Origin of the sequence: Faecalibacterium sp. I4-3-84 (assembly GCF_023347255.1) — a bacterium.
GTDB lineage: Bacteria > Bacillota > Clostridia > Oscillospirales > Ruminococcaceae > Faecalibacterium > Faecalibacterium taiwanense.
Map to the genome: position 1 here is coordinate 2,296,439 of NZ_CP094466.1, position 21,221 is coordinate 2,317,659.

General features: G+C 54.4%; 23 protein-coding genes, 1 tRNA gene, 3 pseudogenes and 1 riboswitch. Of the genes and pseudogenes, 9 read left to right on the plus strand and 18 right to left on the minus strand.

The genetic code is table 11. The features are described 5' to 3' along the window. Nucleotides 1-170 precede the first annotated feature (170 nt). Complete coding sequence (locus MTP41_RS11180; protein WP_097771455.1) at nt 171-866, minus strand: Crp/Fnr family transcriptional regulator; 696 nt, start codon at nt 864-866, stop codon at nt 171-173. A gap of 115 nt (nt 867-981) precedes the next feature. On the opposite strand from MTP41_RS11180, the pseudogene MTP41_RS11185 reads away from it, so the two are divergent. The 4 genes and pseudogenes from MTP41_RS11185 to MTP41_RS11200 form a co-directional block, all read left to right on the plus strand. Beyond that, nucleotides 982-1,119, plus strand: a pseudogene (locus tag MTP41_RS11185) (ferredoxin); the annotation flags it as partial. Nucleotides 1,120-1,171: 52 nt separating this feature from the next. Then, nucleotides 1,172-1,429 carry a DUF2249 domain-containing protein gene (locus MTP41_RS11190; RefSeq protein ID WP_097771454.1) on the plus strand — a complete coding sequence of 86 codons (258 nt, stop codon included), beginning with the start codon at nt 1,172-1,174 and terminating at the stop codon, nt 1,427-1,429. A 4-nt stretch (nt 1,430-1,433) separates the two neighbouring features. Continuing rightward, a complete protein-coding gene (locus MTP41_RS11195) occupies nt 1,434-2,126 on the plus strand; it encodes a DUF2249 domain-containing protein (RefSeq protein WP_097777344.1) in 693 nt (230 codons plus the stop codon). A gap of 19 nt (nt 2,127-2,145) precedes the next feature. Further along, nucleotides 2,146-3,327 carry an FprA family A-type flavoprotein gene (locus tag MTP41_RS11200; protein ID WP_249235539.1) on the plus strand — a complete coding sequence of 394 codons (1,182 nt, stop codon included), beginning with the start codon at nt 2,146-2,148 and terminating at the stop codon, nt 3,325-3,327. 202 nt (nt 3,328-3,529) lie between these two features. On the opposite strand, the gene MTP41_RS11205 is transcribed toward MTP41_RS11200, so the two are convergent. Further along, a complete protein-coding gene (locus MTP41_RS11205) occupies nt 3,530-3,796 on the minus strand; it encodes an Rrf2 family transcriptional regulator (protein WP_097777359.1) in 267 nt (88 codons plus the stop codon). Between the two features lie 62 nt (nt 3,797-3,858). On the opposite strand from MTP41_RS11205, the gene MTP41_RS11210 reads away from it, so the two are divergent. Further along, complete coding sequence (locus MTP41_RS11210; protein WP_097777343.1) at nt 3,859-4,149, plus strand: 23S rRNA methyltransferase; 291 nt, start codon at nt 3,859-3,861, stop codon at nt 4,147-4,149. A 62-nt stretch (nt 4,150-4,211) separates the two neighbouring features. Here MTP41_RS11210 and MTP41_RS11215 read toward each other — a convergent pair whose 3' ends face one another. The 7 genes from MTP41_RS11215 to MTP41_RS15720 all read right to left on the minus strand — a co-directional run bounded on the left by MTP41_RS11215 (nt 4,212) and on the right by MTP41_RS15720 (nt 9,932). Then, nucleotides 4,212-4,664 (minus strand): low molecular weight protein-tyrosine-phosphatase, encoded by a 453-nt coding sequence (locus MTP41_RS11215; RefSeq protein WP_097777342.1) that lies wholly within the window; start codon nt 4,662-4,664, stop codon nt 4,212-4,214. Continuing rightward, nucleotides 4,661-5,077 carry a winged helix-turn-helix domain-containing protein gene (locus tag MTP41_RS11220; RefSeq protein WP_097777341.1) on the minus strand — a complete coding sequence of 139 codons (417 nt, stop codon included), beginning with the start codon at nt 5,075-5,077 and terminating at the stop codon, nt 4,661-4,663. The genes MTP41_RS11215 and MTP41_RS11220 overlap by 4 nt, the downstream gene beginning before the upstream one ends. Nucleotides 5,078-5,097: 20 nt before the next feature. Then, nucleotides 5,098-5,574 carry a 6,7-dimethyl-8-ribityllumazine synthase gene (gene ribH, locus MTP41_RS11225; protein WP_005920573.1) on the minus strand — a complete coding sequence of 159 codons (477 nt, stop codon included), beginning with the start codon at nt 5,572-5,574 and terminating at the stop codon, nt 5,098-5,100. Nucleotides 5,575-5,595: 21 nt separating this feature from the next. Beyond that, nucleotides 5,596-6,792 carry a bifunctional 3,4-dihydroxy-2-butanone-4-phosphate synthase/GTP cyclohydrolase II gene (locus MTP41_RS11230; protein ID WP_249235540.1) on the minus strand — a complete coding sequence of 399 codons (1,197 nt, stop codon included), beginning with the start codon at nt 6,790-6,792 and terminating at the stop codon, nt 5,596-5,598. A gap of 12 nt (nt 6,793-6,804) precedes the next feature. After that, complete coding sequence (locus MTP41_RS11235) at nt 6,805-7,431, minus strand: riboflavin synthase (protein ID WP_442900300.1); 627 nt, start codon at nt 7,429-7,431, stop codon at nt 6,805-6,807. Further along, nucleotides 7,410-8,534 carry a bifunctional diaminohydroxyphosphoribosylaminopyrimidine deaminase/5-amino-6-(5-phosphoribosylamino)uracil reductase RibD gene (gene ribD / locus MTP41_RS11240; protein ID WP_097777339.1) on the minus strand — a complete coding sequence of 375 codons (1,125 nt, stop codon included), beginning with the start codon at nt 8,532-8,534 and terminating at the stop codon, nt 7,410-7,412. Before ribD ends, MTP41_RS11235 begins: the two co-directional genes overlap by 22 nt. 151 nt (nt 8,535-8,685) lie before the next feature. Next, nucleotides 8,686-8,800, minus strand: a riboswitch (FMN riboswitch). Nucleotides 8,801-9,173: 373 nt separating this feature from the next. Next, the gene (locus tag MTP41_RS15720) at nt 9,174-9,932 is read right to left on the minus strand and encodes a rhodanese-like domain-containing protein (RefSeq protein ID WP_442900301.1); all 759 of its coding nucleotides are present in this window, start codon (nt 9,930-9,932) and stop codon (nt 9,174-9,176) included. A 373-nt stretch (nt 9,933-10,305) separates the two neighbouring features. Between MTP41_RS15720 and MTP41_RS11255 the strand changes: the two genes are divergently transcribed. The 3 genes from MTP41_RS11255 to MTP41_RS11265 all read left to right on the plus strand — a co-directional run bounded on the left by MTP41_RS11255 (nt 10,306) and on the right by MTP41_RS11265 (nt 12,126). Continuing rightward, nucleotides 10,306-10,815, plus strand: a complete 510-nt coding sequence (locus MTP41_RS11255) for a ferritin (protein ID WP_179859643.1) — start codon at nt 10,306-10,308, stop codon at nt 10,813-10,815. Between the two features lie 351 nt (nt 10,816-11,166). After that, on the plus strand, nt 11,167-11,781 hold the full coding sequence (locus MTP41_RS11260) for a class I SAM-dependent methyltransferase (protein WP_249235542.1): 615 nt from the start codon (nt 11,167-11,169) through the stop codon (nt 11,779-11,781). A 63-nt stretch (nt 11,782-11,844) separates the two neighbouring features. Continuing rightward, nucleotides 11,845-12,126 (plus strand): hypothetical protein, encoded by a 282-nt coding sequence (locus MTP41_RS11265; protein WP_242959217.1) that lies wholly within the window; start codon nt 11,845-11,847, stop codon nt 12,124-12,126. Nucleotides 12,127-12,225: 99 nt separating this feature from the next. Here the strand turns inward: MTP41_RS11265 and MTP41_RS11270 are convergent, their stop codons facing one another. The 7 genes and pseudogenes from MTP41_RS11270 to MTP41_RS11300 form a co-directional block, all read right to left on the minus strand. Continuing rightward, a complete protein-coding gene (locus tag MTP41_RS11270) occupies nt 12,226-12,567 on the minus strand; it encodes a hypothetical protein (RefSeq protein ID WP_249235543.1) in 342 nt (113 codons plus the stop codon). A 145-nt stretch (nt 12,568-12,712) separates the two neighbouring features. Beyond that, nucleotides 12,713-13,633: pseudogene (locus MTP41_RS11275) on the minus strand (type IV secretory system conjugative DNA transfer family protein); the annotation flags it as partial. Beyond that, entirely contained in the window at nt 13,630-14,094 is a 465-nt protein-coding gene (locus MTP41_RS11280) for a PcfB family protein (RefSeq protein ID WP_097777336.1), read from the minus strand. The pseudogene MTP41_RS11275 and the gene MTP41_RS11280, both read right to left, overlap by 4 nt. After that, nucleotides 14,093-14,731, minus strand: a pseudogene (locus MTP41_RS11285) (replication initiator protein A); the annotation flags it as partial. The pseudogene MTP41_RS11285 and the gene MTP41_RS11280, both read right to left, overlap by 2 nt. Continuing rightward, complete coding sequence (locus MTP41_RS11290) at nt 14,694-14,948, minus strand: hypothetical protein (protein WP_097777335.1); 255 nt, start codon at nt 14,946-14,948, stop codon at nt 14,694-14,696. The pseudogene MTP41_RS11285 and the gene MTP41_RS11290, both read right to left, overlap by 38 nt. Beyond that, nucleotides 14,945-15,205, minus strand: a complete 261-nt coding sequence (locus MTP41_RS11295; protein ID WP_005945283.1) for a hypothetical protein — start codon at nt 15,203-15,205, stop codon at nt 14,945-14,947. Before MTP41_RS11295 ends, MTP41_RS11290 begins: the two co-directional genes overlap by 4 nt. A 397-nt stretch (nt 15,206-15,602) precedes the next feature. Further along, nucleotides 15,603-15,676: transfer RNA gene (locus MTP41_RS11300), tRNA-Arg, on the minus strand. A gap of 371 nt (nt 15,677-16,047) precedes the next feature. Here MTP41_RS11300 and MTP41_RS11305 point away from each other — a divergent pair. Continuing rightward, nucleotides 16,048-17,433, plus strand: coding sequence for a TrkH family potassium uptake protein (locus MTP41_RS11305; protein WP_249235544.1), 1,386 nt, complete (start codon nt 16,048-16,050; stop codon nt 17,431-17,433). A gap of 237 nt (nt 17,434-17,670) precedes the next feature. On the opposite strand, the gene MTP41_RS11310 is transcribed toward MTP41_RS11305, so the two are convergent. Both MTP41_RS11310 and pepT read right to left on the minus strand, forming a co-directional pair. Continuing rightward, nucleotides 17,671-19,596 (minus strand): carbohydrate-binding domain-containing protein, encoded by a 1,926-nt coding sequence (locus tag MTP41_RS11310; protein WP_249235545.1) that lies wholly within the window; start codon nt 19,594-19,596, stop codon nt 17,671-17,673. A 329-nt stretch (nt 19,597-19,925) separates the two neighbouring features. Beyond that, on the minus strand, nt 19,926-21,143 hold the full coding sequence (pepT, locus tag MTP41_RS11315) for a peptidase T (RefSeq protein WP_249235546.1): 1,218 nt from the start codon (nt 21,141-21,143) through the stop codon (nt 19,926-19,928). Between the last annotated feature and the right edge of the window lie 78 nt (nt 21,144-21,221).

Here is a 21,221-nt window from a genome sequence, read left to right on the forward strand (position 1 = left end):
TATCCAGTCCACGCAACAGTAAGCAACTGAACACAAAACACAGCCACAGATGTACTCTGCGGCTGTGTTTTTTTTTTGCGTAGTATAGCTGCTTCTTCCATCTGCAAAACCCCGACGCTCCGTGGCTGACGGGGTTATCCGCACTTGCCAATACGCCCAAAGAGGGCTCCTTAACGCGCAGAAGGAAAGGGACGGTCAGTCTCCGGCGTTTTGAGAAGGAAATGGCTTTTGTGAAAGTCGAGCAGGCCCTCATCCCGCATTTTTCCAAGCTCTACAGACAGCCCGCTGCGCTCCACACCGAGGTAATCCGCAAGCTGCTGCCTTGAAAACGGAATGTCGAACTCATAGACGCTGCGCCGCTGGGCCTCGGCGGAAAAATAGGACATCAGCTTTGCACGCGTCGTGCGCTGGGCCATGTGGGTGAGCTTTTCGTTGAGCCGCAGGTTCTTCTCTGCCAGTTCGTCCAGCAGGTTGCGGATGATCCGGCTGTGGTGGGAGCAGGCGGAGGGGCACACGCTCAAAACGCGCCTTATATGCAGAAACATCACCGTCACCGCGCTCTCCGCCTCTACGCTCACGTTCAGTACCGCTCCCGGCGCGCAGGCGAATACCTCCGCGAAGGTCTGCCCCGGCCCGGTCTTGGAGAGGATGTTGCGGTTTCCCCAGATATCCTCCTGCACGATGAGGGTGCTGCCCGCCAGCACGAGACCCACCTCCTCCACCTGCTCCCCGGCGCGGAGCAGGCGTGAGCCTTTGGGGAAGGTGTCGATCCTCGCCCCAAGGTAGGAGAGCATAACGGCAAGCTCATCGTCGGAAATGCCGGAGAAAAGCGCCGCCGTATGAAGTACCGGAAAAAATTCTTTCATAAAAAGTTCTCTTTCGTTGAAAATTCAACTGACTTGTTGCTCTTAGTATAGTACAATGAACGCACAAAAGCAACAGGAGGATCGAACATGAAACGACGGATCATTGAAATCGATCAGGATAAACGCCCCGTATTTTGACGGCGCACGGCTCCTGATTGCCGCCGACTGCACCGCCTACGCCTACGCCGCTTTCCACGAGCGGTTCATCAAGGGACACATCACCCTGGTGGGCTGTCCTAAGCTGGACGGCGTGGGTAAGGATTCCTTCGAAGAGGCGTGAGCTTTCTGCAAGAGAGGCAAAGACTATGAGTTATGAAAACTGGAAGGACAAAATCGGCACATTTGAAGTGATGGACGTGCGGGGCAAAAAGATGGACTTCTTCCCCGCATTGAAGGCAAAGGCTGCCGCGCTGAAAAACGGCGAAGGACTGCATATCATCCAGACCTTCGAGCCTGTCCCCCTGTACCCGGTGCTGGCCCTTATGGGCTTTGAGCATCACACGGAGAAGGTGAGCGGCAGCGAATATCACATCTGGTTTTATCGAGTGAAGAAAGGAGAATAACCGCATGAGCTACGAAAACTGGAAGAATAAGGCGCAGGGGTTTCAGACCGTGGATGTGCGCCATATACAGGGCAGCTTCTTTGAAGGGCTGAAGAAAAGAGCCGAGGCGTTGGAGGTGGGCGAAGGATTACACATCATCCAGACCTTTGAGCCGCATCCACTGTACGCTGTCATGGAGGGCTTGGGCTACGAGCACCACACCGAGCGGCGGAGTGAGGCGGAGTTCCATGTCTGGTTCTGCCGTGTGGAGAAGAAGGAAGGCGACAGCTCCGCTCCCTTCAAGCCGCTGGCTCTTTTGAACTATCCCATGATCGATGGAAAGCTGGGGCAGATCGCCGTGGATTTTTGGGAGACCACATGGCAGAGCGAGAAGCGCGTACTGCCCTACGAAACGCGGCTGCTGCTGTCCCTGACCAACGCTGTCGGTGCGGGCCGGATGAGGCAGGCGGCGCGGGAGCTGGTAAAGGCATATATCCACGGTGTGGAGAGTGCCGCGTTGGACGACGTGTTCGAGCTGCTGGCATGGAATCAGGGCATCGGCTTTTTCAGCAGCGAGATCGGCCCCTCGGCGCTGTTCCAGGCGTACAAGCTCATTAAAAACGGTGAGAAACAGGGCAAGTCCCGGGAGGATATCTGCAGTGCGCTGCGCGAGAAATTCGGGGAGAAGAACCCAGAGATGCAGGTCTTGAACAGATGATAAGGAGTTGTTTTGTATTATGACCATTCAAACGGTAACAGATGCCATCCGCTATGTAGGGGTGGATGATAACACATTAGCACTCTTTGAAAACCAGTACCCCGTCCAGCCTATGGGAGTGAGCTACAACTCCTATGTCATTCTGGACGAGAAAATCGCCGTGATGGACAGCGTGGATGCACGGGCGGCGGAGGAATGGCTTTCCAATGTAGCGCAGGTGTTGGAGGGGCGCAACCCCGACTATCTTGTGGTCACACACATGGAGCCGGATCATTCCGGCAGCCTCATGCGACTGGCACAAAAGTACCCGGAGATGAAGATCGTGGGAAACGCGAAAACATTTACCCTGATCAAGCAGTTCTTCGGCACAGGTGCATTGTCGGAAGACCGTATGCTGGAGGTTGGCGAAAGAGATACGCTTTCCTTGGGCTTGCACCGGCTGCGCTTTCTGTTGGCGCCGATGGTACACTGGCCGGAGGTGATGGCAGCGTATGAAGAGGAGGAAAAGATCCTGTTCTCGGCGGATGCCTTCGGCCGCTTCGGTTCACTGGAACGGACTGCCCGTGCCCCCTGGGCGCCGCAGGCCCGGCGGTATTATTACAACATCGTCGGAAAGTATGGCGCACAGGTGCAGGCGCTGCTGAAAAAAATCTCCGCGCTGGAGATCAAAACGATCTGCCCGCTCCATGGCCCCATGCTCACAGAAGACTTGGGAGAGTATCTGCGGCTCTATGATCTCTGGTCACAATGGAAACCGGAAGAACCGGAGGGCATCCTGATCGTCCACGCGTCCATCCATGGAAATACCGCATACGCATCGGAGGCCCTCAAGAGCAAGCTGGAGGGAAAAGGTGCGCAAGTCACCATGTGCGATCTGATGGCAACAGACCTTTCCTATGCCGTGACCAGCGCATTCTACTGTGGGAAACTGGTGTTGGCCTGCTCCACCTATGACGGAGGACTGTTTCCGCCCATGAAGGAGTTTTTGGAACATTTACAGACAAAGGGATTCCGGAACCGCCGGGTTGGTCTTATTGAAAACGGCTCTTGGGCACCTGCTGCCGCGCGGCTGATGCGCACCAAACTGGAGGAGATGAAGGATATCCACCTTTACGAAACGGTAGTGTCTCTGCGTGGTGCATTGAACCAAACCAGCGAAGCGCAGATGGACGCTCTGGTGGCTGAGCTCTGCGCGGAGTAGGCGGCGAGTCTGGCTTCGTCCGGCCGCCCGATGCCTCAAAAGCAAAACATCGTCGCTGATTTATTTAGACAACAATATGGCGTTGAGTGATGCCGAAGCTTTGAAGATGGATCGAAGCGCAGCCGCAGAGAATATCTGCGGCTGCGCTTTTTGCATTTTGACCATGGTGCAAACGGATGGCTTTGACCGTTACCCTCGATTTCTAAGGAGACACGAAGTGTGCTACATGGAAGCGTATCATAGATCTGCTCCATAGCCACGCCCTCACTGCGCCAGCGTTTCCCGGATAGCCGCCGTCCAAGCCCTCCCGGGTCTCCACTATTCCCGCCTTTTTCAGCACCGCCTGCACCCGGCGGACGCGGGTGGGATTGGTGCAGATGTTCTCCGCCAGCGCTTCGCTGCTGAGGGAGCGTTCACTGTGGCTCAGGCAGACCAGCGCATGGACGGCCAGATTAAAAGAACTGTCCACAATCATCCCTCCTTCACAAGCTCGTAGGGCCAGTCGATGACACCGCCGAGACGGTATGCGCTTTGTCCAAACTAGATGTCTACCAGAAGATCACGGTAGACCTGAAGATGGATGAGTTGGACGTGACTGCTGCGGAAAACAAGGCTACCTATGAAGAGATCCGGGAGTACGTCAAGGAGCACACCGGTCTGAACGTGAGCAACCTCTATATTGCACAGGTCAAGCGCAAGTGCGGCATCAAGGAGCGGCAGAACTACAACAAGCCTAAGGCTGAGAACCCCAAGCAGCTCAAGTGCCCGCCGGAGAAGGAAAAAGCCATCCGGGAGGCACTGAAGTATTTTAAGATGATTTGAAATAAAAAAATAGACGGATGTCTGTCAACTGGCAGACATCCGTCCGTTTTTATGATAATCTGTTATGATCGCAGTTCCTCAAGCAATGCCGTGCATCCTTCCAGTATATCCTGCCATGTGGCTTCAAAATCTCCTGTGAACCATGGGTCTGCCACTTCACGGGGATGATCCGTATGCGCCATCAGCAGCGAGATTTTATGCTGTGGGTCACCGCCGACAAGCCGCAGAATGTCACACAGATTGCTTTCATCCATGCCAATCAGATGATCATACCGTGCATAATCCAGCCGAGTCATCTGCCGGGCGGTCTTGCCGTTGCAGTCGATGCCATGTTCTGCCAGCTTCTGCCGCGCAGGAGGATAGACCGGATTTCCGATTTCCCATGCACTGGTGGCGGCTGATGCGATTTCAAATTGCTCGGAAAGACCTGCCTTGGACACAAGATCTTTCATGATGGATTCGGCCATCGGGCTTCGGCAGATATTTCCGAGACAAACAAATAAGATCCTGGTCATGCCGGGTCGTTCTCCTTTTGGCTTACAAAAATATAGCCGCCGTGGGTGGTGCGGATAAAGCTGCCGCAGCCGGCCAGCTTCTTTCGCAGATTGGAAACGGTATTTGCCACGACCTTTAAGGTGTCGTTACAGTTTTGTCCCCACACAGCACGAAAAAGCTCTTCTTTTGAGAAGATTTGTCCTTCGTGGGAAGCAAGCATCAGCAGCAAATCGAACTCCAGTCGTGTAAGGGAGACTTTTCTGCCGTTGCACGACACTTCGTGGGTCATTCCATCCAGTGTAAGCCCCGGAAGAACCAACTTCTCCCATGAATCAATGGATATTTGCTCTGCCTCGATGTGCTCTCGTTCCAGAAGCATCCGGATCTTCTGCTCCAATTCCGGGTCAGGCTGTCGGGTTTTTATAACGATCATGGCAAACTCCTGCGTGTATTTTACTCTGCGGCGGTATCCATTTCCCGGAGCAGGTTTACCATCTCGATGGCACTGACCGCGCAGTCATAGCCTTTATTACCTGCTTTGGTGCCTGCCCGCTCGATGGCCTGCTCGATGTTTTCGGTGGTCAGAACACCAAAGAGGACGGGAACCCCGCTTTCCAGCGAGACCGTGGCAATGCCTTTGGAAACCTCATTGCACACATAGTCGTAATGGCTGGTAGAACCGCGAATCACTGCACCAAGGCAGATCACAGCATCATACTTTCCGCTTTTTGCCATTTTAGAGGCGACCAGTGGGATCTCAAAAGCACCCGGAACCCATGCAACATGAACATCAGCGTCCTGCACATCGTGCCGGAGCAGGCCGTCCATTGCTCCGCTCAGAAGTTTGGACGTGATAAATTCATTGAATCGGGCAGCTACGATACCGACCTTGATATTCTGAGAAACCAGCTTGCCTTCAAATGTTTTCATTTTTAAATACCTCTTTCGTTGTTAATATTCCAGAAGATGTCCCATCCGTGCCTGCTTCGTTTTCAGGTAAAACAGGTCATACGGGGTCGCCGTCATCTGAATGGGTACGCGCTCGGAGATCTCCAGCCCAAACTCGGAGAGCTGATATACTTTGTCTGGGTTATTGGTAAGCAGGCGCAGGCTTTTTACGCCAAGTTCCCGGAGGATCTGTGCGCCGAGATAATACTCCCGTTCATCTCCATGGAACCCCAGAGCGAGATTGGCTTCCAGCGTATCCATGCCCTGCTCCTGAAGTTCATAGGCACGAAGTTTGTTGATCAGACCGATGCCCCGGCCTTCCTGCCGCATATAGAGCAGGATACCCCGGCCTTCTTTTTCGATCTGCGTCATGGCAGCGGCCAGCTGCTGGCCGCAGTCACAACGCAAAGAGCCAAATGTATCTCCTGTCAGGCATTCCGAGTGGACGCGGCACAGAATATCCTTTCCATCGCCAATGTCACCTTTTACCAGTGCAATGTGATGCTCTCCGTTCAGGCGGCTCACAAAACCATAAGCTCTGAAGGTGCCATACTTGGTGGGCAGGTTCACTGCCGTCACCTGATCGACCAGTTTATCGTGACACTTGCGGTACTCCTGTAAATCACGGATGGTGATGAATTTGATCTGGAAACGCTCTGCCAGCTTTGCCAGTTCAGCGGTGCGCATCATCGTGCCATCCTCCCGCATGATCTCGCAGCACAGGCCGCATTCTTTCAGCCCTGCCAGACGGCACAGGTCAACGGTTGCTTCCGTGTGACCGTTGCGCTCCAACACACCGTTCTTTTTTGCCAGAAGGGGGAACATATGGCCCGGTCTGCGGAAATCTTCTGCTTTTGCGTGGTCGTCCACACAAGCCGTCGCCGTAATGGAACGCTCTGCGGCAGAAATGCCCGTAGAAGTAGAAACGTGGTCGATGGACACCGTAAATGCCGTTTCATGGTTGTCGGTGTTATGCTGCACCATCTGCGGAAATTGCAGCTTCTGGACGAAAGCCTCGGACATCGGCATACAGATCAGACCTTTGCCGTGGGTCGCCATAAAGTTGATGTTTTCGGTGGTGGCAAATTCGGCAGCACAGATGAAGTCCCCCTCGTTTTCACGGTCGGGGTCATCCGTTACCAGAACGATTTTTCCTTGTTTCAGGTCTTGCAAAGCTTCGGGAATGGTATTGAAGTTCATCCTAAACTCTCCTTAAAAGCCGCAGCGCAGCAGTATTTCTTTTGTGAGCGTGTTTTGTTTCGGTGCTTCTGATGGAAGCAGCTTCTCGATATATTTTCCGATAACATCGGTTTCCAGATTGACAAAATCCCCTTTGTGCCGCTGGTTCAGGTTCGTCTGACAGACGGTGTGCGGTATCGTGGACACGGAAAAGCCCGTAGGTTCCACCGCAGCCACGGTCAGGCTGATACCGTCTATTGTGATAGAGCCTTTTTCGACGACATAGCGAAGGATTGAAGAATCTGCATGAATGGTGTACCAGATGGCCGTATCGTCTTTTCGGATATTGGCAATGCGTCCGACGCCATCCACATGGCCTGCTACGATGTGTCCGCCAAAACGTCCATTGGCAGGCATGGCACGTTCCAGATTGACCGCACTTCCAACGCTGAGCTGTGCAAGCGCAGAGCGGTTCAAGGTTTCGTGCATGACATCTGCAGCAAAGCCATCCGGAAAGAGCTGCCTGACGGTCAGACAGATGCCGTTGACGGCGATGCTGTCACCGATCCTGGTTTCTTCCAGAACCGTTTTTGCACGAACAGTCAGTACGGCGGAATGCTGTCCCCGATTGATGGATTTTATTGTTCCGACTTCTTCCACGATTCCGGTAAACACGGGTACTCCACCTCACTTTCAATCAGGAGATCCTCGCCCAGACGTTCCAACCGGCTATTTTTCAGCTGGAATGCTGCATCCGGGAACGAGACACCTGCGCCCTCAATGGGCGTTTTGGCATCTCTCCCCCCAAACAGCTTCGGGGCAATGTAAGCCTGTACCTGCTGCACGATGCCGCTTTCCAGTGCAGACCAGTTCAAGGTTCCGCCGCCTTCCAGCAGAATGCTGTCAATCTGCTCCTGCCCCAGCTGTTCCATCAGTTGCAAAAGATTCACATGACCGCATTGCTCTTCCAGAAAAAGAATCCGGCACCCGGCCTGTTGATATGCCGCCTGCTTCTCTGGGTCGCCGCAGCAGGTCGCAAGAATGGTGGGGACCTGTTTGGCGGTCATGACCACCTGTGATTGCAGCGGTGTCCGCAAATGCGTATCACAGATGATCCGGACGGGATCACGGCCACCCTCTATCCGGCAGGTCAGCAGTGGGTCATCTGCCAGAATGGTTCCGACTCCCACCATAATGCCGCGGAATCGGTGTCGCTGCCGTTGAACATGATTCCGGGCAATTTCCCCGGTGATCCATTTGGAAGCGCCTGTGTATGTGGCGATTTTTCCGTCCATCGTCATGGCGTATTTCATGGAAACGAAGGGGCGTTTTGTGGTGATATAGTGGAAGAATACCTTGTTCAGCGCATCGCATTCCTCTTGCAGAACATTTTCGATCACATCTATGCCATGTGCACGCAGGAACGCAATTCCTTTTCCAGCCACCAGCGGATTCGGGTCAGCAGAACCCACGACCACCCGGTGAATGCCCGCGTCCAGAATCGCATCCACGCAGGGCGGCTGCTTTCCGTAATGGCAGCACGGCTCCAATGTCACATACAGGGTCGCTCCCTGCGGATCTTCGGTGCAGGATGCCAGCGCATTGCGCTCCGCATGAGCCTGACCGTATCTCTGGTGCCAGCCCTGTCCGATGGTCCTGCCCTCTTTTACGACCACGGCACCCACCATCGGGTTGGGAGATGTCCATCCGCAACCCTTTTTTGCAAGCTGCAAAGCCAGACGCATATAATCTTCGTCGTTCATCGTGTCGCCTCCAAAAGAAAAAGCCCTGAACAAAAACGTTCAGGGCAAGCCGAAAAGACACAAGGGACTCTTGTGCAAAAAAGAAAGCTCCAGAATGCAAACGCATCCCAGAGCAGCCTCCACAAGCACAGAACCGTGCGGGCTCTGCGCTTGGTATCTTCTTTCATCCAGACTGTACTGTCGGCTTCGGAGTTTCACCGAATCATGCCTTACGGCTCGTGGGCTGTACCACCGGTAGGGAATCACACCCTGCCCTGAAGATTTCTGATTCAATTACAGCGGCATTATAGCACGGCTCCTTTCGGATTGCAAGGGCATTCTGCAAACCGGGACGAAACCGGGATGAAGCGAATCGCTACAACAATAAAATCACATCGTCCGTAGGACAATGTGAACGGAGAATCCAAAGGGGCGCGGGTCGCCAGTGGCGACCTCAAAATGCGTTGCATTTTGAAGCGCTTGACCGAGCCGACAGGCGAGAGCAGCGCCCTTTGGCACACGACTTTGCTTGCAAAGTCTATTCCGAACAAGACGGTACGAATGGGAGGTGCTGGAAATGGCAGCAGAAAAGACCAAGGTCTACACATGAAGGTAGATACCACTGCCATTGAGCAGGAGATCGCCGCCTATGAGAAGCAGCTACGGCAGCACTACTCCACAAAATCCCGGCTTATGGAGGAGATCGACAGCCTTGACCCGGACGACCGCCTTTATAAGATGTACGATAAAATCGAAGAGGTGGAAAATGGACTGATGGATGCCCGGGCAAAGAAGCAGGCCATTGAAGCCGACAAAATCACAGGCGACAACATCTATAAGATCCTGATTTGCTTTGACAAGTTTTATGCCACCATGACCGAGGCGGAACGCCGCAGACTGGTGGAAATTTTGATCGACGAGGTGCAGATCTGCCCGGAACGCCAGCCTAATGGACAGTGGCTGAAGTCCGTCCGGTTCAAGCTGCCCATCATCGACCATGACCTTGAATTGAGTTTGGACAATCAGGATCGTGTCGAAGTCGCAGACGCTCTGATACCCCAGCGCCAGCAGCTTTTGTGCAGCATCCTTGCTGCGGCGGCCGCTGCGGCAGTAGATCAGCAGCGTCGCCTCCTTATCGGGCAGCGTCTCGGGCATTTCGCTCCCGATGCTCTCGTTGGGCACAAGGACGGCGTTTTCAATATGCCCGCCATCGTATTCCTCCCGGGTGTGGACATCCACCACCACGATCTCCTGCGAGATCATCATCTCATAGGCTTCCTCGGCGCTGATCTTATGATACGCCGCCTTGCCGGGAGCGTCCTCCTCTGTCGGCACCGGCTTGTCCTTGGTTCCCCCGCAGCTCACCAGAAGCAGTGCAAGCACGGCGGCAAGTGCCGCGAAAAGCAATATCTGACGCATAATCAACCTCCAATGCAACTGTGTTTACTGCTGATACAGTTTATATTGAAATATAACAGATACAGTTAAAACTGTTAAGGTACTTCGAGGCAGCTTTTGGCGCACAAGCCCTTTGTGGTTGTTGACAGAGAAAAAAATATAGGTATAATAAAAGCAAAATAATAAGACTCATTCTTGCATTTAGAGGGTTGGCGGTATGCCAAAATACGCAGAGGAGATATTGGCCGCCGTAACGGAGCTGCAGCAGCATCTCAAGGCGGAGCAGGTGTTCCTGGAGATGAAAAGGGAGCATCCCAGCATCGCTCTGGGTACGGTATATCTGCCCCCCCCTGCCGGGAGCAGGAAAAAGACAATCTTATGGAGGAGAAGTATTATGAACGCAAACGTATCTAAGCTGCTCAACGAGCAGATCAATAAGGAGTTCTACTCCGCCTATCTGTATCTGGACTTTGCCAACTACTACGCCGCCGTCGGACTGGACGGCTTTGAGAACTGGTACCGGGTACAGGCGCAGGAGGAACGGGATCACGCCATGCTGTTTTATCAGTATTTGCAGAATAACGGCGAGGGCGTCACCTTTGAGGCTATCGCAAAGCCGGAGTGGGAGCGAGTCGATCACATGACCCCGCTGAAAAAGGCACTGGAGCACGAGAAGCTGGTCACCGCCAGCATCGATGCCATCTACGCCGCCGCACACGAGGTCAGGGACTTCCGTACCATGCAGACGCTGGACTGGTTCATCAAGGAACAGGGCGAGGAGGAGAAGAACGCCGCCGACCTCATTACCAAGATGGAGCTGTTCGGCGGTGACAGCAAGGGGCTGTATATGCTAAACAGCGAGCTGAAGGCACGGGTCTACACCGCGCCCTCGCTGGTGCTGTAAGCCCCGCGCGTCTGCGGGCTTTCGCATCAGGCAAAAGGCAGACTGCATACAGGTGGTCTGCCTTTTCTTCCACCAGACGGTTAGATTGTGCTAACTGCGTATAAAACAGAAAGGACTTCAGAACTTGAACAAGGAAAAGGAGACCGAAACCGTTACCCTCATGGTGCGCCGGTATTGTTGTGGCGTGCATTGGACAAGGGGCGAGGCGCTTTGTCCGGCGTGCAATGCACTGCTGGAATACTCCTGAGAGCGGCGGGACAGATGCCTGCAAGGGAAAATTTAGTGGCACTTTGAATCCTTTCCGAGAGGCACAATGCGGCAAAAAATAAAGAAGAGATAAGGGCAACGGCTATGAAAGAACGAAAGACCTTCTGGGACAAAAATGCCGGTCGTTACGACCGCTTTATGCGAAAGGATCGGGCGGCATACGAAGAGATGTATAAGCTGATCCGACCGGTGGTGAAAGCCAAAACGGTGCTGGAGCTGGCGACCGGCACGGGACTGATTGCAAAGCACATTGTGAACGCGGCAGCGCACATCGAGGCGACGGATGCCTCCGCGGAGATGATTGCAGAGGCCAAGCGTGATAACCACTCTGCCAAGCTGCACTTTTCCGTGCAGGATATGTTCCGCCTTCCCTATGCGGATAAGTCCTTTGATGTGGTGATCGTGTCCAATGCGCTGCACATCGTGCCGCAGCCGGAAAAAGCCCTACAAGAAATCAAGCGGGTGCTGAAAGAGGACGGCGTGCTCATCGCGCCGACCTTCACCCACGCGGGAAACTCGTTTTCCGGCAAGGTCAAGGCATTTTTCATGAAGCTGGCAGGCTTCCCTCTCCACAGCAGATGGACGAGCGAGAAATACCTGCGTTTCCTGCGGCAAAACGGCTGGACGGTGCGGAAAAGCGCTGTCCTGAAAGCTTCGTTCCCGCTGACCTATGCCGAGTGTGTAAAAATGGAGGTGTGATATGGATCTCAACGGCTTGAAGCGCTGCAACGACTGTTCGGCTATGCGGCGGGCGACGCCCTGATCTGCCGTGTAGCTGACGCGCTGAACGATGTGTTCCCCGGTGAAGCCTGCCGCATCGGCGGGGACGAGTTCGTGGTCATCTGCTGCCCGGTCACGCAGGAAAAATTTGAACAGCAGGTGGAAGCTCTGCGGGCGGCACTGGTCCGCCATCAGGTGGATGCAGCCATCGGCTCGTTCTGGCAGTCGTTGGTCGAAGACCTGCCCGCCTTCCTCCGCGAAGCCGACGACCGGATGTACAGGGAAAAAGAACGCCAGAAGCGCGCAGCGCGGCCCTCGGTTTAGGCGAACCGTTCTGGATCCAATAGCATACAATAAACAGCGCCCGCCGGGAGATCTCCCGGCGGGCGTTGCTGTGTTCAGAGGAACGTTATTTTTCTTGCCTTACTTTGCGGCATCCACCAGCACACCAACGTAGCCGGCAGTATCCACCAGCGTGGCACTGGAAACGGCGTCCACAGCCTTTTCATCTTTGCTCAGAGCCTCGGCGTCGGCAATGCTCATGCCGTTCACGTGGTTCTGGATGGCGTCGTAGTTGGCATCCAGCGAAACGGTGGAACCAGCCTTTTCGGCCATCATCTTGCTGTAGTAATCGGCGTTGACCCGCTTGGACATCAGCACCTTGCCCTCAGCGTAGCCTGCGCCGAAGTCAGAATCGGAGTTGGGCACACCGACGACCCCGGCGTCCGAACCGGCAAACTGGAACTCGTCAATGTAGCTCAGCACGATGGTGTCCCCGGCGGTGGCGACAGCGCCGGAGGTGAAGCACTTGGTGCCGTGTGCGGCCCCATAGACCACATTCAGCTTCAGGTCCTCGGAGCTGCCGTTGAACTCCACGGCCTGCGTGGTCTGGGCGTTTTTTGCGGCATTTTGGTTTTTTCTTACCCAGATCCTCAAACAACAGGTCTACCGGATTCTGATAGGTTTCATCATCTTCCGAAACCTGCATAGTGTTTAGCATTTCCAGCAATGTTGCAAAGTTTTGCTCTTCAACTGGGGCTTCATAATGCAGATAGGCAATCAGTGAAACCAGCAAAAGCCGTTCCGCTTTGTCCCAGAATGGGTCGCCGCCCTGACCTTCACCTTTGGTGTTGGTCATCAGTGCAGTCACGAGTTTCAGCACATCCTTTTCACTATGGATGTACGCCATAGGGTTATAGCGCATACTCTTGGAAAAGTTGATCGTGTTGAAGAATTTTAGCTTGTAGCCGTGCTTTAACAGGGCTTCTCCACATTCCACGCCGATACTACCTTTCGGATCTGTAACCACGAATGATACCGGAAAATTCTTGGAATCACATTGCAGCAGATTCGGCTTGATAAAGAACCTTGTCTTACCGCTGCCGGAACCGCCCACCACCAGCACATTTTTGTTCCGGGCGTTTTTGGGGTCCGGTGGGCGGTTGGACATCATCAGCCGTTCCGTTTTGGTCAGGATAATGTTGTCGGCAAACTTGGGAGCCATGAACGGTTCAATATCCTTGGGTGTGCCCCACCGGGCAGAGCCGTACTCCATGCCATGGCGGTACTTCTTGGCGTTTTTTCCACGCAAATAGACCGCCAGCCGTAACCCTGCACCACAGCACAGACCCACCAGCAAATCAAGCGGATGCAGGCTGGGCAGAGGGTTTGCAAATGCCACCGGGATCGTACCCATCATGGACATAATCTTATCGCCCAGTTCTTTGCCCTCGGCAAGTCGCCACGCTTCGCCAAAGTTGGTTGCCACCAGCCCCAGCAAAATATAGGGCAGGTACAGTGCCAGCAGCTTTGTCAGTTTTTTCGTGGTCACAGTCCACGCTCCTGTTCCTTGTGCCGGACTTTGCCGGGGAGTTCTGCCGCCGCCTGCACCAGTTCATGCAATTGTGCCAGCACCGAGGGGCGTTTGTCCTTGTTGAGCAAAGATGCCGAATACTCCTTGAACGCCGAGTGAAAGGCTTCTGCGTCCGGGGCTTTGAAAAAGACCAGATACCGGGGCGGCACCTCGGATGTGTCCTTGCGGATGGCATAGTCGATGCCGTACTTTTTGGCATAGCGTTCCAAGCCACGGATACCGGTCTTGCTGATCTCCACGCTGGACACGCCCCGGTTTTGCCGCAACAGGGTGCGAACACTCTGCTTGCCTTGGGATGCTTTGGACTGGTACAGCCGAAACGCCGCCTTGACCGCCCGCAGGACGGTCCGGGCAGACAGCTTTGTGGTCGAGATCATAATGTTGAATGACTTCTGTTCGATTTCTTCCTGCACTGCCATCTACGATCTGATAGATGGTATCCTCATCGTCCGGGCAGAGCCGGAGCAGAAGGTCTACCTCCAAGGGCTGCGAAAAATATTCTTCCAGTTGGGCGCGTTTGCTCATCCAGTCGTTTTCATCGCAATAGATAGGATCAGTATCGCTTACCTCTGTATTATTTCTCTCAGTCTTATTACATCGTAGTTTGGCCGGGTCTTGAAGCGTATTCTGGACGGTTCCAGAATCGTCATTATCACGATTCAAGTAGGGCGTTTTTGACGATTCTGACGAAAAATTCTTTACATAGATGAGATCGGGCTTGCCCAGCCCCCTCCGTTTGCGTTCAATCAGGCCGTACTCTTCCAGTTCTCGCAGCAGCTTGGTGGCCTTTTTATCGGCACAGCCCAGTGAATCCTGCACCTCCTGCACAGTATAGATGATGAACACCCGCCCAGCATTGTCCAACCAACCATTCCGGGCTGAAAGGCTCATGCGGTCCAGCAGGATACCATACAGGGTTTTGGCATCTGTGGAAAGCGGTTGGAAGTGGCTATCCTGAAACAACAGCTTGGGAATCCGGTAGAAGGAGAACAGCTCGCTGGACTGTCCATAGAAGTAATCAAGGTCTGCGGTTCTTGTCGGCTTTTTTTCGGGCATAGAGAATATCCCATTTTTCAGGTGTGGAACGGAATACATTGACCTGCTTCTTATAAGGGCAGTGGGCATACAGGCAGGTGCGGAATTTGAAATCAGGCCGATAGTACGGACACAGCTTGCAGCTGTCCGGGGCACGGTCAGAACCTTCGCCAGCAGCGATCACATGGTGCATGGAGTGCTGAACATGGCGCAGAGTTTCGTTTCGCTTGTGGCTCACTTGGCATCACCTCGTTTCTCCAGCGGTGCCATCAGGTCCTTGTAGCAGGGAACCAACACACAGGGCTTTGCCCGCTTGTAGGGACACCCTTCACACTTGCTGGGGCCTTTGGGCGGCTCGATCAGATAGTAGCAGTTCTCCTTGCCGAGAACGCAGCCCTTCTTTCGGTTCTTCCAGAAGAAGCAGTGCCGGCAATCTGCCGGGCGGGAAGCATGGTAGCGGATACCGTCCATCGTGACGGTCAGAACTTTTTTCATCGGTAAACCCTCCTTTGGTGGATTCGGGAAGTTCAGCCCGAAAACCAAAAAGCGCGTTCCTCTTTCTGTTCCGAAAGAACAGCGAGTGAACGCGCTATGTATGGAGAAAAGTGTTTTGCACGGTTTCTGGTAGGAATGTGAAAAATAGATTTACACAGTTTATCTTGTATTTACATGGATTTACAGGAAAGCGGCTACCAATTTTAGCAGAGAGCCGGGAAACAGAGTTCAAAAGGTGCTTTATGGGGCTTCATTAGCTGGAAACCTGATTTTATTAGCTGAAACCGAAAATTCTGCTAATGGCATTAGCTGTCTAATTTTGGTGATAGGTTCAAAATGAAAAATGCGAAGATCGTCTTTCACATGGAAAAATGACCTTCGCATTTTCTTAAAGGGATACCCCAGACAGGATTCGAACCTGCGGTCTCCTCCTTAGGAGGGAGGCGCTTTATCCAGCTAAGCTACTGAGGCATATTATGTATTATCGTTGATTTTTGAAATTCGACGCACTTGGAAACGAATGTGTGGAATGCTTTTCACAACGAAGTGACCGACTGCGTTGCAACCGAAACGGTGTTAAACTTGTTGCATCAAAATTTGTTGAGAAAACCGTGATTCTCGGTTTTGCTTTTGAATAGAGCAATCACTTCTGCACCCAAGGTATCAGGTTGACCGAATTCTTAGGAGGCTTGCGCTCTATCCAACTGAGCTACGGAGACGGATACCCTATTATAATACAGCATTTTGCGGATAAAATCAAGTTGAACCGGAGGGCAAAATGGTGTATGCTATAGAGGAAATGAAAATAGCCGCGGCAGGCTTTGCCGCGTGCGGAGGAACTTATGGAAAAGGCAAAAGGGAAAAAGCTGTTTTACCGCCCGGCGGGCAAGCGCAAGGGGATGTATACGCCTACGCAGATCATCTGTGTGAGCTTTGTCATCGTGATCGCGCTGGGCACCTTTCTGCTCAGCCTGCCTGTTGCCAGCAAGCATGGGCGGCTGGATGTACTGGATGCCATGTTCACCGCCACAAGCGCTACCTGCGTTACTGGTCTGATCGTGCGGGATACCTGGACCCAGTTCACCTACTTTGGGCAGGCGGTGATCCTGCTGCTCATTCAGGTGGGTGGTCTGGGGTTGGTCACCCTCACCAGCTTCTTCGCGCTGGCTATGCGGCGGCGCATGGGCTTCCGCGATCTGCGGCTGCTGGGAGAAAGCGTCTCAGCGGACGGATATGCGCAGGCCAAGGACGTGCTGAAGATCGTGGTGGGACTGGCTGGCCTGTTTGAAGGCATTGGCATTGTGCTGCTGCTGCTCGCCTTTGTGCCGCAGTTCGGGCTGGAAGGCATCTGGGTGAGCGTGTTCACGGCCATCTCGGCTTTCTGTAACGCGGGCTTTGATCTGTTTGGCCGGTTCGGCCAGTATTCCTCACTGGCACCCTATGTGAACAATTACTATGTTCAGGCCGTTGTGATGTTCATGATCATCTCCGGTGGTCTGGGCTTTATGGTCTGGGTGGAGATCGGCGAGTACCACAAAAAACACCGCTTGTCTCTGCAGGCCAAGGTGGTGCTGAGCTTCTCGGTGATCCTGTGGCTCGGCGGCGCGGCGCTCATCGCGCTGATGGAGTGGAACAATCCTGCCAGCATGGGCGGGCTCTCTGTGCCCGGCAAGCTGATGGCGGCACTGTTCCAGTCGGTGTCCACTCGTACTGCGGGCATGAATACCATCGACCTTGCCGCCTGCGGGCCCATTACCAAGCTGCTGATGAGTGTGCTGCAATTCATCGGCGCGGCACCCGGTTCCACCGGCGGCGGTGTGAAAGTGACCACCTTTGCCGTCATCATCCTGACCATCCGCAGCGTGGCTCAGGGCCGCGATGACTGTGTGATCGCAGAGCACCACATCGAGTCCAAGACGGTTTATCGTGCTTTGACCATTATCGTGCTCGGCGCGCTGGCGGCGGTTGGCTCGGCTGTGGTGGTGTACTACAACACTTCGGAGGCGGTATCGATCATTGACGCGATCTTTGAATCCTGTTCGGCCTTTGGTACGGTGGGCCTTTCGGTGGGCGTTACCGCTCAGCTGAACCGGGGTGCAAAGATCCTGTATATGCTGGTCATGTTCATGGGCCGTGTCGGCCCGGTGTCGCTGGCCATGAGCCTGACGGCAAAGCCGGACGACAACAAACGGAAGATCATGCCGGTGGGGCATATCAACGTAGGTTAAATGAAAACAGGCGGCTGCACAGTGCTTTGTGCAGCCGCCTGTTTTTTGGTAAGGAAAGGTTATGCTTTGATTTTCGGGACTGACGGTGCGTCTGCGGAGCTTGTCCGAGCCCCGCCATCCGCTGAGGCAGACCGCGCTCTTTACAAGGGGATAAACGCTGCTGCACACAAAAAGCCCCCGGAGGCGCTCTCCGGGGGCAGGGGGTCAGGCTTTGGTGGGTGCTAAAGGTAAAACGCTTTAGTGGCCTGCGGCCTTCCAGGTTTTGAAAACCTTCAGGCGGGTAACGCGTTTTGCGGGAGCAAATTTACCGCTGCTTTCGGTTTCCATCAGACCAGCTTCGATAGCCCACTGTGCTGCCTTGGCAGTTTCAAGGTCAGACACGTCGGTAAAGGCGGGCTGCTTTTCGGGCTCCGGCTTATCGGCTGCATTCCACAGCAGCAGAGCCAGTTCGCCGCGGTTAGCGGGGATGGCTGCACCTGCGGGCAGGGTCTCTCTGAGGGTCTGGGTGATGCCGAACTCATGGGCGGCATAGAGGGTCAGACCAACGAGTGTGCCGCCGACAGCGACCAAAGCAAGACCGAGCAGCGGGCTGCCTTCCGCATCGGGGGTGGGCTCCGGAGGAATATCGCTTGTTGCACTGATCTCAACATCTTCTGCGGGCATGGTGAAGGTGATGACGTTTCCATCAATCCGCAGATCTCTGGGCGTGGGGGACAGGGTCCAGCTGCTAAACACATCGCCTGCGGTAAAGGCGTCCTCATTCACAGTCAGGGTCAGGGTCACGGGGCTGCCAGCGGGGATTTCGGCTTCGTTGCCGGTGTACTGCTTGCCGTTCAGCTCCGAGATCGTGCCATTGGTCACGCGCAGGGTGTGCTTGGCACCGGAGAGCAGCTCCAGATAGGGGAAGGAGCCGGGCTGTTTGCCGGCACCGGGTGTGAACGGTTCCATGCTGTACCAATCAAAAGGTTCCGCACTTTCCATGGAGTCGCCGCCAAGCGCGAGGGCAATGTCATAACCTTCTGCAAACTTGACCGGCATATCAATAGAGCAGGCCTCGCTATCAATGACGATGCGAGCGTCCTCAATCGTGGCTCCCTCGCCGACAGAGATGCCGTTATAACCGTTCACATAGAGCTCGACACCGCCGCCGATCTCCATACGACCATTATTGCCATCGTCCATAGGCTCCATGTGGATCGCGTATGTCTCCTCACCAAAGGTGGTCGCTTCCACCCTGCCTTTGTCGATCTTCATAACATCGGATGCACGCAGGGCATTGTATTTTTGCGCGGTAGCCTTGACCGTAGCGTTGGTAATGGTCATAGCACTTTTGCTCATAATGGCGTTACGCTCGGCCTCGGCAGTAATGCTGCCGCCGGTCAGGGTCATTTCGCCTCCTGAATACAGTGCAGTATAGCCACCCTTGTTTTCCACGTTGCAGTTGGTGATACTAAGGGTGCCAGCGGCACCGAGGGCATCGCTACCGATGCAGGTGGACTTCAGCTGACCGCCGTTGATAGTGATATCGCCGTCACACCAGATGGCAGGATATCCCTTATTGCTTTGGTTGTCGTTGGAGGTGGTGACGTTCGAATTCTCGATCGTCAAATCGCGGGGCGTCCAGATGGCGTTGCCGTCGGTGCTAGCGGATTCAAAGGTACTGTTGCTGATCTCGATGCCTAAATCGGCGTGGACCGCAAGAACATTACTGGACACCTTAACGGTGGTGTCCTTAACGAGCAGACTGCCTGTGTTGACGTAAATAGCATGACCATTAGCAGCAGTGATGTTCAGGCTGCCTTCGCCGGTCAGGGTCAGAAGGCCGCACGACTGCACACTCAGAATACCGGGCTGATTGTCGGAGTTGATGCTGTTTTCACCTACCAGCTTAATGGTAAGGCCATAGGTCATATTACAGATGGCGGCAGCGTGGCCAGAGTTGATCGTGGCCTTCGTCAGGGTCAGGGTCTGGGTGTCGGGGTCATACTCGGCAGTGCCATCGCCGCAAGTCACAGAGCGATTGGCACTGCCCAGCCATGTGTCGCCGACAAGCACCTGCTTGTCGGCAGCCGCAAAAGCGGATGCGGGAAGGAACATCAGCACCATGGCAGCTGAGAGCAGCAGGCTCAAAAGCCGGGTCTTTAGGGAAAATCGTCTATGCATAAGGAACATTCCTTTCTTTTGGCGCATTGTGCAGCCGCCCGTACAGACTTTGCGGCAACACGCTGCATTCTTTGCGGGAATCGTCTATCTGATATTATACAATACTTATACGGGGGGGGGGTAAGTGACGGCTTGGCCAAAAAAAGAAAGAAAAATTTGATGTATCACACAAATCTTCGAGAGCGTAGTTGCAGTTTGTTGCAGATGGCGCTTTTTGCTGCCGTTTGACCGGGCTGTTTGCCGAAAAATGGTTTTAAAAAAGCAATGCCGGGCAGCCCGAAGGTTGCCCGGCATTGCTCTATTACGGAAGGTTTTGCAGTATCTGAAAATCACTCTGCGTACAGAGAAATGATGTTCAGCAAGATCTCGGTGCAGCGGTCCATGCGCTCAGCGGTGATGCACTCGCATACGCCGTGGAAATTGAAGCCGCCGGTGCCCAGATTGGGGCAGGGCAGGCCTTTCCAGCTCAGCATAGCACCGTCGGTGCCGCCGCGCACCGGAATTTCCTCCGGTTCCAGCCCGGCCATGCGGGTGGCCTTGCGGGCGGTCTCTACTAAGTGGAAATGCGGCTTGATTTTTTCCAGCATGTTGCGGTAGCTGTCCTTGATCTCCACGGTCACGGTGCCTTCGCCGTACTTTCCGTTCAAAAATTCGGCAATATCCAGCATGTTGTCCTTCTTGAACTGCAGCTTTGCGGCATCGTGGTCGCGCAGGATGTAGCCCAGCTTTGCGGTGGTCACATCGCCGTACATCTGGCACAGGTGGTAGAAGCCCTGGCGGCCCTCGGTAGTCTCCGGCCGGGCCGTGACGGGCAGAGCACCGTGGAACTCCATTGCTACGTTGGAAGCGTTGATCATGGTGTCCTTGGCGGTGCCCGGGTGCACCGAGAAGCCGCGGATGGTCACGGTGGCGGAAGCGGCGTTGAAGTTCTCGTACTCAATGGAGCCGGCATCGCCGCCGTCCACCGTATAGGCAAAGTCGGCACCGAAGCCCGGAATATCGAACAGCTCTGCACCCTCGCCGATCTCTTCATCCGGAGTAAAGGCGATACACAGCTTGCCGTGGGGCAGGCCTTTTTCCTGAATGGTCTCAACAGCGGTCAAAATTTCGGCAATACCGGCCTTATCGTCGGCACCCAGCAGGGTGGTACCGTCTGAGGTGATGAGGGTCTCGCCCTTCATGGAAGTAAGGAAGGGGAACACAGAGGGCTTCATCACCATGCCGGTGGCGGGCAGAGTTACGTCGCCGCCGTTGTAGTTTTCCCACACAACGGGCTGCACATTCTCACCGCTGGCATCGTCGGCAGTGTCCATGTGGGCGATCAGGCCCAGAGCGTGTTGATCCTCACAGCCGGGCGTGGCAGGCAGGGTGCCATAGACGTAGCAGTGCTCGTCCACATGGGCATCCTCCATGCCAAGGGCCTTCATCTCCTCCACCAGCTGGCGGGCAAGGTCAAACTCCCGTTCAGCGGAAGGGTGCGTACCGGAGTTTTCGTCCGAGGTGGTATGCACCCGGACATAATTCAAAAGCCGTTCATAAGCGCGCATAAGGCACACTCCTTTTATATTTCAGTGATGTATACTTCTCAGTTCCTTTATCATACCCTCTTTTCCGACAATTTACAA

Bases quoted from the DNA above. Each gene is read 5' to 3' on its own strand.
- ribH (WP_005920573.1), bottom strand. From the start codon at position 5,574: ATGAAAACATTTGAAGGCAAGCTGGTTTCTCAGAATATCAAGGTCGGT.
- MTP41_RS11215 (WP_097777342.1), bottom strand. From the start codon at position 4,664: ATGACCAGGATCTTATTTGTTTGTCTCGGAAATATCTGCCGAAGCCCG.
- MTP41_RS11230 (WP_249235540.1), bottom strand. From the start codon at position 6,792: ATGAACTTCAATACCATTCCCGAAGCTTTGCAAGACCTGAAACAAGGA.
- MTP41_RS11190 (WP_097771454.1), top strand. From the start codon at position 1,172: ATGAGTTATGAAAACTGGAAGGACAAAATCGGCACATTTGAAGTGATG.
- MTP41_RS11180 (WP_097771455.1), bottom strand. From the start codon at position 866: ATGAAAGAATTTTTTCCGGTACTTCATACGGCGGCGCTTTTCTCCGGC.
- MTP41_RS11220 (WP_097777341.1), bottom strand. From the start codon at position 5,077: ATGATCGTTATAAAAACCCGACAGCCTGACCCGGAATTGGAGCAGAAG.
- MTP41_RS11195 (WP_097777344.1), top strand. From the start codon at position 1,434: ATGAGCTACGAAAACTGGAAGAATAAGGCGCAGGGGTTTCAGACCGTG.
- MTP41_RS11295 (WP_005945283.1), bottom strand. From the start codon at position 15,205: ATGAAAAAAGTTCTGACCGTCACGATGGACGGTATCCGCTACCATGCT.
- MTP41_RS11260 (WP_249235542.1), top strand. From the start codon at position 11,167: ATGAAAGAACGAAAGACCTTCTGGGACAAAAATGCCGGTCGTTACGAC.
- MTP41_RS11310 (WP_249235545.1), bottom strand. From the start codon at position 19,596: ATGCATAGACGATTTTCCCTAAAGACCCGGCTTTTGAGCCTGCTGCTC.
- MTP41_RS11200 (WP_249235539.1), top strand. From the start codon at position 2,146: ATGACCATTCAAACGGTAACAGATGCCATCCGCTATGTAGGGGTGGAT.
- MTP41_RS11305 (WP_249235544.1), top strand. From the start codon at position 16,048: ATGGAAAAGGCAAAAGGGAAAAAGCTGTTTTACCGCCCGGCGGGCAAG.
- MTP41_RS15720 (WP_442900301.1), bottom strand. From the start codon at position 9,932: ATGCGTCAGATATTGCTTTTCGCGGCACTTGCCGCCGTGCTTGCACTG.
- MTP41_RS11255 (WP_179859643.1), top strand. From the start codon at position 10,306: ATGAACGCAAACGTATCTAAGCTGCTCAACGAGCAGATCAATAAGGAG.
- pepT (WP_249235546.1), bottom strand. From the start codon at position 21,143: ATGCGCGCTTATGAACGGCTTTTGAATTATGTCCGGGTGCATACCACC.
- MTP41_RS11280 (WP_097777336.1), bottom strand. From the start codon at position 14,094: ATGGCAGTGCAGGAAGAAATCGAACAGAAGTCATTCAACATTATGATC.
- ribD (WP_097777339.1), bottom strand. From the start codon at position 8,534: ATGAACGACGAAGATTATATGCGTCTGGCTTTGCAGCTTGCAAAAAAG.